Source organism: Pseudomonas sp. BS3782 TE3695, from assembly GCF_050435305.1.
Lineage (GTDB): Bacteria > Pseudomonadota > Gammaproteobacteria > Pseudomonadales > Pseudomonadaceae > Aquipseudomonas.
Window position 1 is genome coordinate 5012919 of the sequence record NZ_JBNDKB010000001.1, and the last position, 14266, is coordinate 5027184.

Sequence of the window (14266 nt, forward strand, 5' to 3'; positions counted from 1 at the left end):
CAGGCTGACGGACGGGAACCAAAACGGCATGCATTCCAACACCTCAAGACGCACTTTTGTGAAGGGCCTCGCCGCTGGAGGAATCCTCACTGGCCTCGGCCTGTGGCGCACGCCGGTCTGGGCGGTCACCAGCCCCGGCGAACCGAACGTACTGGCCGGTACCGAGTTCGACCTGTTCATCGGCGACACCCCGGTCAACATCACCGGCAATCCTCGATCGGCAATGACCATCAATGGCGGCATTCCCGGCCCCCTGCTGCGCTGGCGTGAAGGCGACACGGTCACGCTGCGGGTGAAGAACAAACTCAAGGACACCACTTCCATTCACTGGCACGGCATCTTGCTGCCCGCCAACATGGACGGCGTGCCGGGCCTGAGCTTTCACGGCATCGAGCCGGACGGGATGTACGTTTACCAGTTCAAGGTCCGGCAGAACGGCACTTACTGGTACCACAGCCATTCGGGCTTTCAGGAACAGTCCGGGGTTTACGGGCCATTGGTGATCGACGCCAAGGAACCGGAGCCTTTCCAATACGATCGCGATTACGTGGTGATGCTCACCGACTGGACCGACGAAGACGCCGTCGACCTGATGCGCAAACTCAAGAAACAATCGGACTACTACAACTACCACAAGCGCACCGTGGGCGATTTCATCCACGATGTCAGCGAGAAAGGCTGGGGCTCGACAGTCGCCGATCGCAAGATGTGGGCCGAGATGAAAATGAACCCCACCGATCTGGCGGATGTCAGCGGCGCCACGTACACCTACTTGATGAACGGCCAGGCGCCGAACATGAACTGGACTGGCGTGTTTCGCCCCGGCGAAAAGCTGCGTCTGCGTTTCATCAATGGCTCGTCCATGACCTACTTCGACGTTCGCATCCCCGGCCTGAAAATGACCGTGGTCGCGGCGGATGGCCAACATGTCAAACCGGTGAGCGTCGACGAATTCCGCATCGCGGTGGCGGAGACGTTCGATGTCATCGTTGAGCCGACCCAGGACGCCTATACCCTGTTCGCCCAATCGATGGATCGAACGGGTTATGCCCGAGGCACCCTTGCAATGAAGGCCGGCTTGTCGGTGCCAGTGCCACCGCTGGATCCGCGACCGCTGGTGACCATGGATGACATGGGCATGGGCGGGATGGATCACAGCAGCATGGGCGGCGATATGGCGGGGATGGATCACAGTGCACCGCAAGGCATGACGGGCATGGATGGCGGTGACATGCAGGGCATGGACAACATGGCCGGGATGGATCACAGCAGCATGGCCATGGGCGGCATGGCCGGTATGCAATCCCACCCAGATACGGAAAAAGACAACCCGCTGGTGGACATGCAAGCCATGAGCACCTCGCCGAAACTCGACGACCCGGGCCTGGGCCTGCGCGACAACGGCCGTCGCGTGCTGACTTACTCCGACCTGCGCAGCACCTTCGAAGACCCGGATGGCCGCGAGCCCGGTCGCACCATCGAGCTGCACCTCACCGGCCATATGGAGAAGTTCGCCTGGTCGTTCAACGGCGTGAAATTCTCCGATGCCGAACCGCTGCGACTCAAGTACGGCGAGCGCATTCGTGTGGTGCTGGTCAACGACACAATGATGACTCACCCCATTCACCTGCACGGCATGTGGAGCGACCTCGAAGACGAGAACGGCCAGTTCATGGTGCGCAAACACACCATCGACATGCCACCGGGATCAAAGCGCAGCTACCGGGTCACCGCCGATGCGCTCGGCCGCTGGGCCTATCACTGCCATCTCCTGTATCACATGGAAATGGGCATGTTCCGTGAAGTTCGCGTGGAAGAATGAGGCGCTACCCATGACCAGACTGATTCGCTCTACCCGCCTCGCTTTGGCACTCGCCGGCTTCACGGCTTCTTCGGCCATGGCCGCTACCGACGATATGCAGGGTATGGACCATAGCCAGATGCCGGGCATGGATCACAGCCAAATGCAAAGCATGGACGACGGCCAGATGCAGCCCGCCGCACCGACCCAAAGTCGCACGCCGATCCCGGCGCTGACCGATGCCGATCGCGCCGCCGTCTACGTCAGCCCCGCCGGCCATGCCGTGCATGACTCCGCACTCAATTATTACTTGCTTGCCGACAAACTCGAATGGCAGGACGCCGACGACGGCAGCGCGTTGGCGTGGGACCTGTCTGGTTGGGTCGGCGGCGACATCGATCGCCTGTGGCTGCGCTCCGAGGGCGAACGCGTCAATGGCAAGAGCGAAGACGCGGAAGTCCAGGCCCTTTGGGGCCACGCGATCAGCCCGTGGTGGGACGTGGTGACCGGCGTGCGCCAGGATTTCAAACCCGGCGATCCGCAAACCTGGGCTGCGTTCGGTGTGCAAGGCATGGCGCTGTACAACTTCGAAGCTGAGGCCACGGCCTTCATCGGCGAAGGTGGCCAGACCGCTGCACGGCTGGAGGGCGACTACGACATCCTGCTCACCAACCGGCTGATTTTGCAGCCGACCGCCGAGCTCAATCTCTATGGCAAAAACGACCCGCAACGGGGCATCGGTTCCGGGCTGTCCAACACCGAAGCCGGCCTGCGATTGCGTTATGAAATCCGCCGGGAATTCGCGCCCTACATTGGCGTGACCTGGAACCGCACCTACGGCAAAACCGCCGATTACGCCAGGGATGAAGGCGAGGACCGCAGCGAAGCCCGCCTTGTCGTTGGCGTTCGGCTGTGGTTCTAAATGTATTAACTCAAAAACCTAAAAACCAACCGCTTGAAGCGGTAAGAGGCCTTGCATGCGCACAATCAAAACCACCGCTATTGCCATCGCACTTTCAACCGGGCTGCTCATGAGCGCACTGGCTCAAGCCCACCCCAAACTGCTCTCCTCTACCCCGGCCGAAGGCGTGGAAGGCGCGGCGCCGAGCAAGATCGAACTGCACTTCTCCGAAAACCTCGTGACCCAGTTCTCCGGCGCCAAACTGGTCATGACCGAAATGCCAGGCATGGCCCACTCGCCCATGCCCATGAAGGCCAAAGTCTCCGGCGGCAGCGACCCGAAAACCATGGTCATCACCCCGCTCTCGCCACTGCCCACCGGCAGCTACAAAGTCGAATGGCGCGCTGTGTCTTCAGACACTCACCCGATCACCGGCAACGTTACGTTCAAAGTGAAGTGATGGATGAGCGACTCAATCAGCATTGCCCTGCGCTTTGCGTTGTATGTGGATTTGATGCTGTTGTTTGGGGTGGCGCTCTTTGGGCTGTACAGCCTTAAAGGACGGGAACGGTTGACGGGAGCGGTATTGCCGTTTCGGCCGATGTTGGCGGGGACGGCGGTGCTGGGCGTGATGTTGTCCGTCGTGAGCATGGTGATGATGGCGAGTGCCATGAGCGGGGAATCGGACTTCGCCGAGCTGCGTCCGCACATCGAAATGATGCTGTTCGAGACGAATGTCGGGCTGGCTTGGGTGGTTCGCATTGTTGCGCTGGTCGTCGCAGGTTTCGCGGTGATGCTCCGTGCGCCTGGTTTCAGTTTATGGATTACAGCTTTTGCCGGCGGTGTTGCCCTTTCCAGCCTGGCCTGGAACGGGCATGGCGCTATGGATGAAGGCAGTCGTCGTTTCTGGCATTTCACGGTGGACATTCTGCACCTGCTGACAGCAGGAGCCTGGCTTGGCGCCTTGATGGCGTTTGCGCTGATGGCCAGAATCAACGCCCTGCACACTGAAGCGCGCATCAGGTTGTTGGCCCGCGCGGTTAATCGATTCGAGGTAATGGGTGCGGTCATCGTGGTGGTCATCACGGTGACGGGGGTGGTGAATTATCTATTCATCGTCGGGCCGAAACTGGATGAAGTATTTCTCAGTACTTACGGGGTTTTGCTGTTTATCAAAGTGGTGCTGTTTGCCGGGATGCTCGTACTTGCTGCGCTGAACCGGTTTCACCTGGGACCGTTTCTGGAGCAGTCATTGGGGAACGGACGATACCAGGTAGCGGCGAATGCGTTGCGGCGTAGCGTGCTGGTGGAATGGTTGGCAGCGGTGGTGATCGTGGGATTGGTGGCCTGGCTCGGAACGTTGAGCCCGGAGATGGACGTTTCTATAGGGAATGAAGCATCCGATGATCGGCCAAGCAGCCAGTGGACAGGGTGAGAGTCCTTTACTAGCGTCTAACCACCGGATTTCAAGCCATAGGGTTCAACACCCAAGCGCCAAGGTGAAAATGCGGCGCAATTATCGAAAGGAGATCGAAAATGGCTGAAGTAATGAAAGTGGTGGATGTCGAATTAAAGTTACTTAAATCAAACCCACCGCAGCTACACATATCGGCAATTGGCCTGGTGAATTCTGGTGGATGGACAAACCCGAGACTGGAGCCACGGGTTTATATTCAGTTTCCGCCTGACGGCATTCAAGACTTCGATTTTGTTGCTGATCCGCCCCAAGGGGCTGCTATACAGGTCATCCTTCCCATCGACGCATCAAAACTTTGGAAAGAACCGCCGCTCGATAAACTCAAGGGAGTAAGAGTCCACTCTGCCAGCAACTCGATTGAAGCGCATCTTAAGAGTTCGAAGTCCCTGGCTTGCGGATAAACAACTAATGTGAAGGCATACGTGTCGGGCCTCGCCTGGCACGTATCACGCATTGGAATGAATGGGCTATTGAGACGGTGGATGACAGTCAAGAAGTGCTTTCACTACACTGACTCCCGCTTGAACCCCACTCCATCACAAAAGCCCAATAACAATGAAAACCATAAAAAGCACCATGATGCTCTGCGGCCTTCTCGCGCTAGCCAGCGGCGTTCAGGCAGTGGAAAACCCTTCCCATCTCGACACCGTCCTGCAACAGGGCCAACTTCGCGTTTGCACGACCGGCGACTACAAACCCTATACCGTCAAAGGTGAAGATGGCGAATATTCGGGGATCGACATCGCCATGGCCCGCTCGCTGGCCGACAGCCTGGGCGTGAAGGTTGAGTGGGTTCAGACCACCTGGAAAACCCTGATGCCCGACATGCTCGCGGGCAAATGCGACATCGGCGTCGGTGGCATCTCCGTCACGCTGGAACGCCAGAAAAAAGCCTTCTTCAGCACCACACTGGATGTCGACGGCAAAATCCCGCTGGTGCGCTGCGAAGATCAGGCGAAATACCAAAGCATCGAACAAATCAACCAACCCTCGGTTCGCCTGGTCGAACCGGCTGGTGGCACCAACGAAGCCTTCGTCCACGCCTTCCTGCCCAAGGCGCAATTGCGGCTTCACGACAACGTGACCATCTTCCAGGAGCTGCTGGACAAGAAGGCTGACGTGATGATTACCGACGCCTCGGAAGCGCTGTACCAACAGAAACTCAAACCGGGTTTGTGTGCCGTGAACCCGACGCAATACATGCAATATGGAGAGAAGGCTTATCTGTTGCCGCGCGACGATATTAGCTGGAAGTTGTATGTCGATCAGTGGCTGCATCTGGCCAAGGTGACAGGGAACTACCAGAAAATTCTGGGTCAGTGGATCGCGGTGCCAGAGACTAAATAGCTCGCTACATACCCATGTAGGATCTGCGTTCGATCGCGCAGCGCAAAATCAGAATGCGCAATGCATCAGTCAGATGACGCAACAGCGGAAGCCCCCCGCCGTTGCGTCATCTGGCCTGAGCTGTATTCAGTGCATATAAATGCATCTTGGATATTTCAATTTCTTCCAAGGGAAGCAGGTTTCCCATGGTGAGAGCGTTGTGCTCGCCTATACTAAAAATCAAGTGATGGCAGATGCAGTTTCGCAAAATATTGAAATTTAAAGAGGTAGGCCCCCTTTGGATTACTGATTAAAAAATTTTCCATGATGGTTTGGTCATGACGAGGATTGATATGAATGTCTTATTGAAAGAACTTCAGGCCTATCATCATGAAGTGGCGATGAAAATTACTCAGATCAAAGAGCTGCTGAGGAAAATGAGATATGAATCCGATGGTACTGATGACTGCAAGCTGTTGTTCAAGATGCTGGAAGCCTTGCATGGTGATGCAGAGCGACATCACCATGAAAACGAAGAACTTATCCGGATGGCCTTGCTAGCGACTGAGGCACCGATCCACCAACGGGTCAAGGATATCGAGCGAGATCATCAGGCATTTGGGCGCATTGCCGGACAACTGAAGATGTTGGAAAAGACAACTCAGGAAACGAGAGTAATTGCTGACACCATCGATGACTTCATCAAAAAATATTACGATCATATGGATGCTGAGGAAAATATCTTCTTTCCGGCGGCAGATAAATGGCTGTCAGACAACCAATGGCAGGAAATCAAGCGTCAATGGCATTAAATCGGGATGCGCCTTACATTTCTACTACTTAGTTTTGGTCTCACTAAGCAATTATGCGGCCACTGGATGGCTCCTGTGTCCATTACTCCAACTACCTCCGCTAGACTCGCCCGAACCCCGCAAGCCCAATCCTGATAAACTCCCCACCTCTCAGCCTCATCCATTTCAGAAACGCCAATACCCCTAATCACCGCTAACCCGCTCCGCTTTCCCGCCGTTTCTCCGTGGCCCGATGATTGGAACAACTTACGGCAAGCCCCTTTAAAATAGCGCCTTACAGCGAATCTCTACTACCATCGTACCAATTATGTACCACCGATCTCCCTTTTACCGGCCTTTCCAGTGTGGCTAACCACGTTACGTAAGGCAGATATCGGCCAGGAGCAGCCATGCGGACCACCTAAAAAACGGACAACCTGATGTACTCACTGATTCACCATGGGGTGACACCGATCCAACACAAAAAAAACAGCTATCGTTATAAGTGTCGGTCTGTCCTAGACCAGTAGCGTACTGATGGAGTTCTTATGAAAAGGACCAATCTTACTGCTGTTGTCACCGCCCTTCTCGCGGGAACCGTCCCAACACTTTCTAGCGCTACATCTCCTACAGATCCAGTTTTCGCCTTTGGCTTGCTGGGAAGCTATAGCGTTCTCGAATTCACAGGACACAGAAGCACGAACACCGAACACATTCCGGAAGGAGGGTTATTTCTCAACTTTGGCAACAAAATGACGGCTCAAACCGGTTTTATCTATCATGCGGAAATAAGCGGGCAGTACTCTGAAGAAAAGAATCAGACAGTAAAGGATGGCCAGGTCGACATGGATCTTGGCTGGCGGACTGATTTGAACACGCGTAACTTTTTAGATCTATTGCTGGGCGGAGGATACAAATGGAATCGATTTCAACCGGAGTCTAACAAGTACGACATTGATCTCACCAGCCGCACTTCTTTCGCTAAAGTTGCTGCTGGCTACAATCATCGGTTCACCACTACAACCCTGCGTTTTGAAGCGGGAATTCGAAGAGTAATAAATGGTGATTCGCAGCTAAAACTCCACGGGGTCAACAGCGAGAGTCTGGATTTAAAAGACAGCAACAATCCTTTTGCCGAGCTGAGTTTTCTGTTTAATCAACGAGGATCGATTCCGATCTTAGCATCCCTATACTACAACCGCTTCAATTATGACTTGGATGGTCAATTTGCAGTGACTGACCTCGACAAACAAACCAGGGAGGAATATGGCGTGAAATTGGGCTTGGTTTTTTAACTCAACGATGGATCTTTTCTATGGTTAACGGCCCTACCTGACCAAAAAAGATCCTTTACTTAACCCGCCTCCCGCGATGGGTCGATTGCTGCCGATATCAAGCTAAAAACCATCACCTTCTCGGTGATGGATCGGAAAAACAACGAAAAAAGGGGACTGATTTATTTACTCGTGCTATCTCGCTGAAGCTCTCCCATTGCTTTGCTCACTTGTTCCGAACACGAAGCAAGACTCGCCTAAGCTGTGCAAGCCCAATCCTGATAAACTCCCCATCTCCCAGCCTCACCCACTCCAGAAACGCCAATGCCCCCAATCACCGCCACACCCGCTCCGCTCTCCCGCCGCTTCTCCGTCGCCCCGATGATGGATTGGACAGACCGCCACTGCCGTTTCTTCCTACGCCTGCTCTCCAAGCACGCCCTCCTCTACACCGAAATGGTCACCACCGGCGCGCTCCTCAATGGCGATCACGAGCGCTTCCTGCGTCACAACGAAGCAGAACACCCGCTCGCCCTGCAACTCGGCGGCAGTGTTCCGCTGGACCTGGCCGCTTGCGCGCGCATGGCCCAGGACCATGGCTACGACGAGGTAAACCTGAACGTCGGCTGCCCAAGTGATCGGGTGCAGAACAATATGATCGGCGCGTGCCTGATGGGGCATCCGCAGTTGGTGGCCGATTGTGTGAAGGCGATGCGTGATGCGGTGTCGATTCCGGTGACGGTGAAGCATCGGATCGGGATTAATGGGCGGGACAGTTACGAGGAACTGTGTGATTTCGTCGGCACGGTTCGGGATGCAGGGTGCACGAGTTTTACGGTACATGCGCGGATTGCGATTCTGGAGGGGCTGTCGCCGAAGGAGAACCGTGACATTCCGCCTCTGCGCTATGACGTGGCGGCGCGGTTGAAGACGGATTTTCCGGAGTTGGAGATTATTCTCAACGGCGGGATCAAGACGCTGGAGGCTTGTCACGAGCATTTGCAGACGTTTGACGGCGTGATGCTGGGTCGTGAGGCGTATCACAACCCTTATGTGATGGCTGAGGTGGATCAGCAGCTGTTCGGCAGCACGACGCCGGTGATCAGCCGGGCCGAGGCGCTGGCGCAGTTGCGGCCCTATATCGCCGAGCATCTGCTGGCGGGTGGATCGATGCACCACATCACTCGGCATGTGCTGGGGCTGGGTACCGGGTTTCCGGGGGCGCGCAAGTTTCGGCAGTTGTTGTCGGTGGATATTCACAAGGCCAAAGAGCCTTTGGCCTTGCTGGATCAGGCGGCAGAGTTGCTTGAGGGGCGTTAACCGTCACCTGCGTTGAACCCGCGACCCATTTCAGCATCGTATCTACCGATACCATGCCCCGCCTTTCAAACATCCGTTTTCAGGTTGTTGCCGCTGGGGCCATCGATACACGTACGCGCCCTTGAGTGGCTGCAAGCGCTCGGGTAATGTCATTAGACCCATAGGACAGAGCACGCCCATGACTTCCAAGCTGGAACAACTCAAACAAATGACGACCGTGGTTGCCGACACTGGCGACTTCGAAGCAATCGCTCGCGTTAAACCCGTGGACGCTACCACCAACCCTTCCCTGCTGCTCAAAGCGGCTTCCATTGCCGGTTATGCCGAATTGCTGAACGCGTGCGTTCACGACTGCAAGGGCGATGTGGGCCTGGCCAGTGACCGTTTCGGCGTTGCGGTAGGGCAAGAAATTCTGAAGGTTGTACCGGGCCGTATTTCCACTGAAGTGGATGCGCGCCTGTCGTTCGACACCGATGCGATATTGAAACGTGCGCACCGTCTGATCGACCTGTACGAGAAAGCCGGCGTTGGCCGTGACCGTGTGCTGATCAAGATCGCTTCGACCTGGGAAGGTATCCGCGCCGCCGAGAAGCTGGAAAAAGAAGGCATTCAGTGCAACCTGACGCTGCTGTTCTCCTTCGCTCAGGCTGCCGCTTGTGCCGATGCCGGGGTATTTTTGATTTCGCCGTTCGTGGGCCGCATCTACGATTGGTACAAGAAAGCCACCGGCAACGACTACACCGGCGCGGATGACCCGGGCGTGCAGTCGGTGACGCGCATCTACAACTACTACAAGGCCAATGACTACAAGACTGTGGTGATGGGCGCGAGCTTCCGTAATCTGAATCAGATCGAACAGCTGGCCGGTTGTGATCGCCTGACCGTTAGCCCGGACCTGCTGGAGAAGCTGGCGGCGGATACTGGCAAGCTGGAGCGCAAATTGGCGCCGGGGCAGGCTGGCGAGGCGCGCCTGAGCCTGAATGAAGCGCAGTTCCGTTGGTTGTCCAACGAGGATGCGATGGCGACCGAAAAGCTGGCTGAGGGGATTCGTCAGTTTGCTCGGGATCAAGAGAAGCTTGAGGCGTTGTTGCAGGCCAAGCTTTGATTTGAGTTAGCTTGAAGCAAAAAAGGGGCGAACCTTGATGGGTTCGCCTTTTTTTTTGTGAATTTGGGTAGTGTGCTTCGCGTTGAAAGATGCAGTGATCGTTACGACGTCTTCGCGGGCAAGCCCGCTCCCACAGGGATTTGTGGTGATCGCGATAGTGTGTTTGCGCGGCCGCTTTAGGGGATCAGTGCCGCTCCAGCGCGTTCACCAAATCATGGAACGCCTCACGGTTGGAGTCGTTCAGGCCCATGAGGATTTTATGCGCTTCAAGGACTTTGACCCGCACCACTTCTTCGGACTGATCCTGGTCTGGCAGGTCGGTCAGGCATTCAGGGCATGGGATCGGGCGATCAACGATGTTGAACACTTGCTCAAAGCCCATGGACTGCAGCAGACGGGTGATGTCTTCGTGGGTGGTGACAACGGTCGGCAGCAGGCCGACCTTTTGCCGCGACAGGATCGACAGTTTGGCCAGCAGGCCCAGGGTGGTGCTGTCGATGCTGCGGGTTTCGGTCAGATCGATCACGATGGCGTTGAAATTCAACGCGGTGAAGATCCGCTCAATAGTCGCATCCAACGCCGAACACAGGGTCAGGCGAACTTCACCGACGAACTTCAGGACGAAGGTGCCATCCTGCTCGGCGAACTGGATTCTACCGGTACTCATTAAAGATTCCTGCTCAACACCAACAGGGCGATATCATCCGGCATCTCCCCTAGCGTGGCCAATCCAAAAACCTGGCGCAGACCATCCAGGCTGCCGCCCGCTGCCTTCACCCGTTGAGGTAAAGCAGCTTCTTTATCTTTGAGTGTGGGTTCTGGCAAAAGGTCCAGAATGCCATCAGACATCAGCGTCAGGCTGAACACTGGCGGCAATTCCAAAACGTGGTCTTCGTAGGTGGCTTCATTGAAGAGACCCACCGGCAGACCGCGCCCTTCCAGGTAACGAACACTGTCTGGCGTGTACAACACAGGCAACGGCAGATGACCGCCGATGCTATAGGTCAACAAACCGGTCTCCTCGTCGATGACTCCACCGACCATTGTGACGTGTTTACCCAGCTTACAGCTGATCAGGCCCCGGTTGATATGACCAAGAACCTCTGAAGGCTTGAACTCTGGCAATGTGCCGTTGCGCTTGGATTCGAACAGCAAGCGCGTGGTCATGAACTTCAGCAGCACGGTAACGAAGGCTGAAGAGGCGCCATGGCCGGAAACGTCCGCCAGGTAAAACGCTACCCGACGCTCATCGACCCGAAAGTAGTCGACGAAATCGCCCGACAGGTACAGCGACGGAATGATCTGGTGCGCAAACTGGAACTCATTGATGCTCCAGGGGCTGACCGGCAGCATGTTCATCTGCACCTGGCGACCGGCGTTCTGGTCTTCCTGGAGCAGGTTCAGGCTGGCTTCGAGCTCGCGGTTGGCCTTTTCCAGCTTCTCGCGATAGCGCTGGTTTTCCAGCAGCAAGCGCGCACGATCCAGGGCCCGGCGCACGGAGTGCTCGAGCACCGCCAGATCTTCGAGAGGCTTGATCAGGTAGTCGGCCGCACCCAGGCGCAGCGCCTCGACCGCGTCGTTCATCACGCCGGCGCCCGACACCACGATCACCGGGGTTTGCGGCGACAGCTCGGTAACCTGGCGAATGAGTTCGAGTCCGCCCATCTGCGGCATGCGCAGATCGCAGATGACCAAATCGGGCTTGTATTGCTCGAATACCTGAAGACCCTGCTGGCCGTTGCTGGCCTGCAGGACACTGAAACCACTGTCTTCCAAGTAGGCCGCGAGGCTCGCGCGCACTACTTCGTCATCATCGATTATCAGCAGCGTGGCACTGGTTTTTGGCATGTGGGCAAACGGCGCCAGAATTAGGTTGGCGTAGCAGGCTGGGCATTTTGCCCCGCACACACTACTGGATTCGCTTTCTAGCCTCTCTGTCGCACCGTTTTCGAGCGTTTGCCCTACTCACAGGTTCACCAAAGGTGCCCTTCTAAGGCGCAGACGGTACTCCCATCCGCGAGGCGTTTCAAGCTCACGCCGATGGTCGCTTGACGTCTTTACTTGTCAAATCACCGGGAGTTATAAGAACAGGCAAAACCGTAACCCAAAGGAAGGATCGAGCCCATGGGCGAAACCGGTCGGGACTACAGCGAAAAGCGCGATGCCGATGTGTCGCTGATTCATGAAGGCGACGAGGTGCCAGCCAACGAAAGAAGGCGGCCACATGGCCGCCTTCTTCGTTTTACCGGTCGAGATTAAAAATCGTCTTCGACCTGGCCGTCCTTGACCTTGAATTCGCGGTTTTGCAGGTACGCATTGCGGATAAAGGTGTATTTGTCGCCGCTGACCAGTTTTTCGGCCGACAGCAGATTGGCGCGGGTGTCGATGATGTTCAGGCCGAAGATCGAATTACGCACCGGCACGTCGTGGATGTAGCGGTATGGACCGGTGTAGCCATCGACATACTTGGAAGGCGCATCACGCAAGGTGCTTGGCCCCATGAGCGGCAACATCAGGTATGGACCGCTGCCCACGCCCCAGTAACCGAGGGTCTGGCCGAAGTCTTCATCATTGCGGTGCAGGCCCATCTGGGTACCCACGTCGAAGAAACCCAGCAGGCCGAAGGTGGTGTTGAAGATCAAACGCGCGGTATCGACGCCTGCGGCAGCGGGCTTGGCCTGCAACACGTCGTTGGCGAGGTTGGTCACGTCGCCGACGTTGCGAAACATGTTGTGAATGCCATCTTCCAGAAACTGCGGCGTGACGAATTGATAGCCCTGAGCCAATGGCTTCAGTGCGTAAGTGTCGACAAAATCGTTGAACTTGTAGATCGGGCGGTTAATGCTTTCCCAAGGGTCTTCTTCCGTGGCCGCCTGGGCCGCGAACGGAACCAGCAATACACTGGCACACATACAAAGCTGAGCGAGATGATTGCTCCAGCGCATAAAGAAACTCCTTGGATTCGTACTGGCGCGGGGGCTTGGCCCGGGCGCAAAGGCCGCTAGTATATGACGGAAAACCCGGTTTAGGCAGCATCGTGCGCAATGGCCTCCCGGATGATTGTCCTGGCTGGGAGCGATTCACATCAGTGTCACTCAACTGTCACCGTCCACGAATAGCCTTGTCACTATTTCAAGGATGTTGATATGCCACGCACCGAAACCTCGCCTCTCATCGCTCCCAGCCTGACCGCGGTACTGTTCGGCCTCAGTGGATGCCTGGTGGATTTCGGCGCACGTACTCGACAAGGCGGCACACTGACTGCCGAGCATGCCGAAGTCACGCTTGGCGCTCTGGACAGCCTGTCCAGCTTGCAGCGTCAACGGATTCCTTGCGCCTGGCTCGATGAGTTGCCCCCCGCCCTCAGCCACTCTCTGGCCGGGGCACTCCCGGAATGGGTCAAACCTTCGCAACACCTGGCAACAATCAATCCATGGCCAGCCCCAAACGCCTGTTGGCAAGCCTTGATGACATTGAATGTCGAGCGTCTGGACGGCTGTGTGCTGGTCAGCGGCGAACCGCGCCTTCTGCAATCGGGCCTGAATGCCGGGTTGTGGACCATTGGCCTGGCGTCCTGCGGCTCGCTGTGCGGGCTGGCACCCAGCGAATGGCAGGCCTTGAGCCAAAAGGAACGGGAACACCTGCGCGCCAAGGCAACAATGCAGTTGTTCGGCCTGGGCGTGCATTCGGTGATCGATCATCTGGGCGAACTCGACACTTGCCTGGCGGATATCAGTCTGCGCCGGCTCAAGGGTGAGAAGCCCTGATCGCCGCCTCACACCTATGAAGGCATGCACGTTGCCCGAGAGTGGATTAATCTAAAGCTCAGCCACAGACCTTTGGCGCACCGCTACGGTCTATGCCAGTGCCTATCGATAAAAGGAAGAACGTCATGCCTGCCCGCGAACTGCAAGAACAGCTCAACAAACTGCGCGAGCAATTGGAACAGAATCCACCGCTTACCGAAGCCGAGCGCGCTGACCTGCACGCGCTGATGCAACAGATCGAACTCGAACTTGAGCTGGAAACCAAAACCCAGGACACCAACCTCGCCGACAGTGTGAATCTGGCCGTCGATCGCTTCGAACTTGAACACCCAACCCTTGCTGGCACCTTGCGCAACATCGTGCAAGCGTTGGGCAACATGGGGATCTGAACCCGCCAGATACAAAACAGCCCCGCTATTGATAGCGGGGCTTTTTGGTTTCACAGCCCCTTGAGTTATCGGGCGACTGGAATTGCGCCAAGATCGCAGCCTTCGGCAGCTCCTA

The 14266-nt window shown here is 56.4% G+C and carries 15 protein-coding genes and 1 pseudogene; 13 read left to right on the forward strand and 3 right to left on the reverse strand.

Annotation, left to right across the window (positions count from 1 at the left end):
- Positions 1 to 28 precede the first annotated feature (28 nt).
- From ABH909_RS22595 to tal, 10 genes are all read left to right on the forward strand, one after another.
- Positions 29 to 1822 carry a copper resistance system multicopper oxidase gene (locus ABH909_RS22595; RefSeq protein ID WP_429437281.1) on the forward strand — a complete coding sequence of 598 codons (1794 nt, stop codon included), beginning with the start codon at positions 29 to 31 and terminating at the stop codon, positions 1820 to 1822.
- 10 nt (positions 1823 to 1832) lie between these two features.
- Positions 1833 to 2723 (forward strand): copper resistance protein B, encoded by an 891-nt coding sequence (locus ABH909_RS22600; RefSeq protein ID WP_429437283.1) that lies wholly within the window; start codon positions 1833 to 1835, stop codon positions 2721 to 2723.
- A gap of 55 nt (positions 2724 to 2778) precedes the next feature.
- Positions 2779 to 3162 carry a copper homeostasis periplasmic binding protein CopC gene (gene copC / locus ABH909_RS22605; protein WP_429437285.1) on the forward strand — a complete coding sequence of 128 codons (384 nt, stop codon included), beginning with the start codon at positions 2779 to 2781 and terminating at the stop codon, positions 3160 to 3162.
- 3 nt (positions 3163 to 3165) lie between these two features.
- Positions 3166 to 4137: a copper homeostasis membrane protein CopD gene (copD, locus tag ABH909_RS22610; protein ID WP_429437288.1), complete on the forward strand. Its 972-nt coding sequence runs from the start codon at positions 3166 to 3168 to the stop codon at positions 4135 to 4137.
- A 101-nt stretch (positions 4138 to 4238) separates the two neighbouring features.
- Positions 4239 to 4580 (forward strand): hypothetical protein, encoded by a 342-nt coding sequence (locus ABH909_RS22615; protein WP_429437290.1) that lies wholly within the window; start codon positions 4239 to 4241, stop codon positions 4578 to 4580.
- Positions 4581 to 4734: 154 nt separating this feature from the next.
- Positions 4735 to 5526, forward strand: a complete 792-nt coding sequence (locus tag ABH909_RS22620) for a transporter substrate-binding domain-containing protein (protein ID WP_429437293.1) — start codon at positions 4735 to 4737, stop codon at positions 5524 to 5526.
- A 332-nt stretch (positions 5527 to 5858) separates the two neighbouring features.
- Entirely contained in the window at positions 5859 to 6317 is a 459-nt protein-coding gene (locus tag ABH909_RS22625; RefSeq protein WP_429437295.1) for a hemerythrin domain-containing protein, read from the forward strand.
- Between the two features lie 527 nt (positions 6318 to 6844).
- Positions 6845 to 7591: a hypothetical protein gene (locus tag ABH909_RS22630; RefSeq protein ID WP_429437298.1), complete on the forward strand. Its 747-nt coding sequence runs from the start codon at positions 6845 to 6847 to the stop codon at positions 7589 to 7591.
- Between the two features lie 303 nt (positions 7592 to 7894).
- Complete coding sequence (gene dusA / locus ABH909_RS22635) at positions 7895 to 8890, forward strand: tRNA dihydrouridine(20/20a) synthase DusA (protein WP_429437301.1); 996 nt, start codon at positions 7895 to 7897, stop codon at positions 8888 to 8890.
- 178 nt (positions 8891 to 9068) lie between these two features.
- Positions 9069 to 9995 (forward strand): transaldolase, encoded by a 927-nt coding sequence (gene tal, locus ABH909_RS22640; protein WP_429437303.1) that lies wholly within the window; start codon positions 9069 to 9071, stop codon positions 9993 to 9995.
- 184 nt (positions 9996 to 10179) lie between these two features.
- On the opposite strand, the gene rssC is transcribed toward tal, so the two are convergent.
- Both rssC and rssB read right to left on the reverse strand, forming a co-directional pair.
- The gene (gene rssC, locus ABH909_RS22645; RefSeq protein ID WP_007897104.1) at positions 10180 to 10662 is read right to left on the reverse strand and encodes an anti-sigma factor antagonist RssC; all 483 of its coding nucleotides are present in this window, start codon (positions 10660 to 10662) and stop codon (positions 10180 to 10182) included.
- On the reverse strand, positions 10662 to 11843 hold the full coding sequence (rssB, locus tag ABH909_RS22650) for a two-component system response regulator RssB (protein ID WP_429437305.1): 1182 nt from the start codon (positions 11841 to 11843) through the stop codon (positions 10662 to 10664). The genes rssC and rssB overlap by 1 nt, the downstream gene beginning before the upstream one ends.
- 276 nt (positions 11844 to 12119) lie before the next feature.
- Here rssB and ABH909_RS22655 point away from each other — a divergent pair.
- Positions 12120 to 12194 (forward strand): annotated as a pseudogene (locus ABH909_RS22655) (PilZ domain-containing protein); the annotation flags it as partial.
- A 56-nt stretch (positions 12195 to 12250) separates the two neighbouring features.
- Here the strand turns inward: ABH909_RS22655 and ABH909_RS22660 are convergent.
- Positions 12251 to 12940 (reverse strand): MlaA family lipoprotein, encoded by a 690-nt coding sequence (locus ABH909_RS22660; RefSeq protein ID WP_429437308.1) that lies wholly within the window; start codon positions 12938 to 12940, stop codon positions 12251 to 12253.
- 201 nt (positions 12941 to 13141) lie between these two features.
- Here ABH909_RS22660 and ABH909_RS22665 point away from each other — a divergent pair, with 201 nt between their 5' ends.
- Entirely contained in the window at positions 13142 to 13762 is a 621-nt protein-coding gene (locus ABH909_RS22665) for an HAD family phosphatase (protein ID WP_429437311.1), read from the forward strand.
- Between the two features lie 125 nt (positions 13763 to 13887).
- A complete protein-coding gene (locus ABH909_RS22670; protein ID WP_218399096.1) occupies positions 13888 to 14151 on the forward strand; it encodes a DUF4404 family protein in 264 nt (87 codons plus the stop codon).
- Positions 14152 to 14266 lie beyond the last annotated feature (115 nt).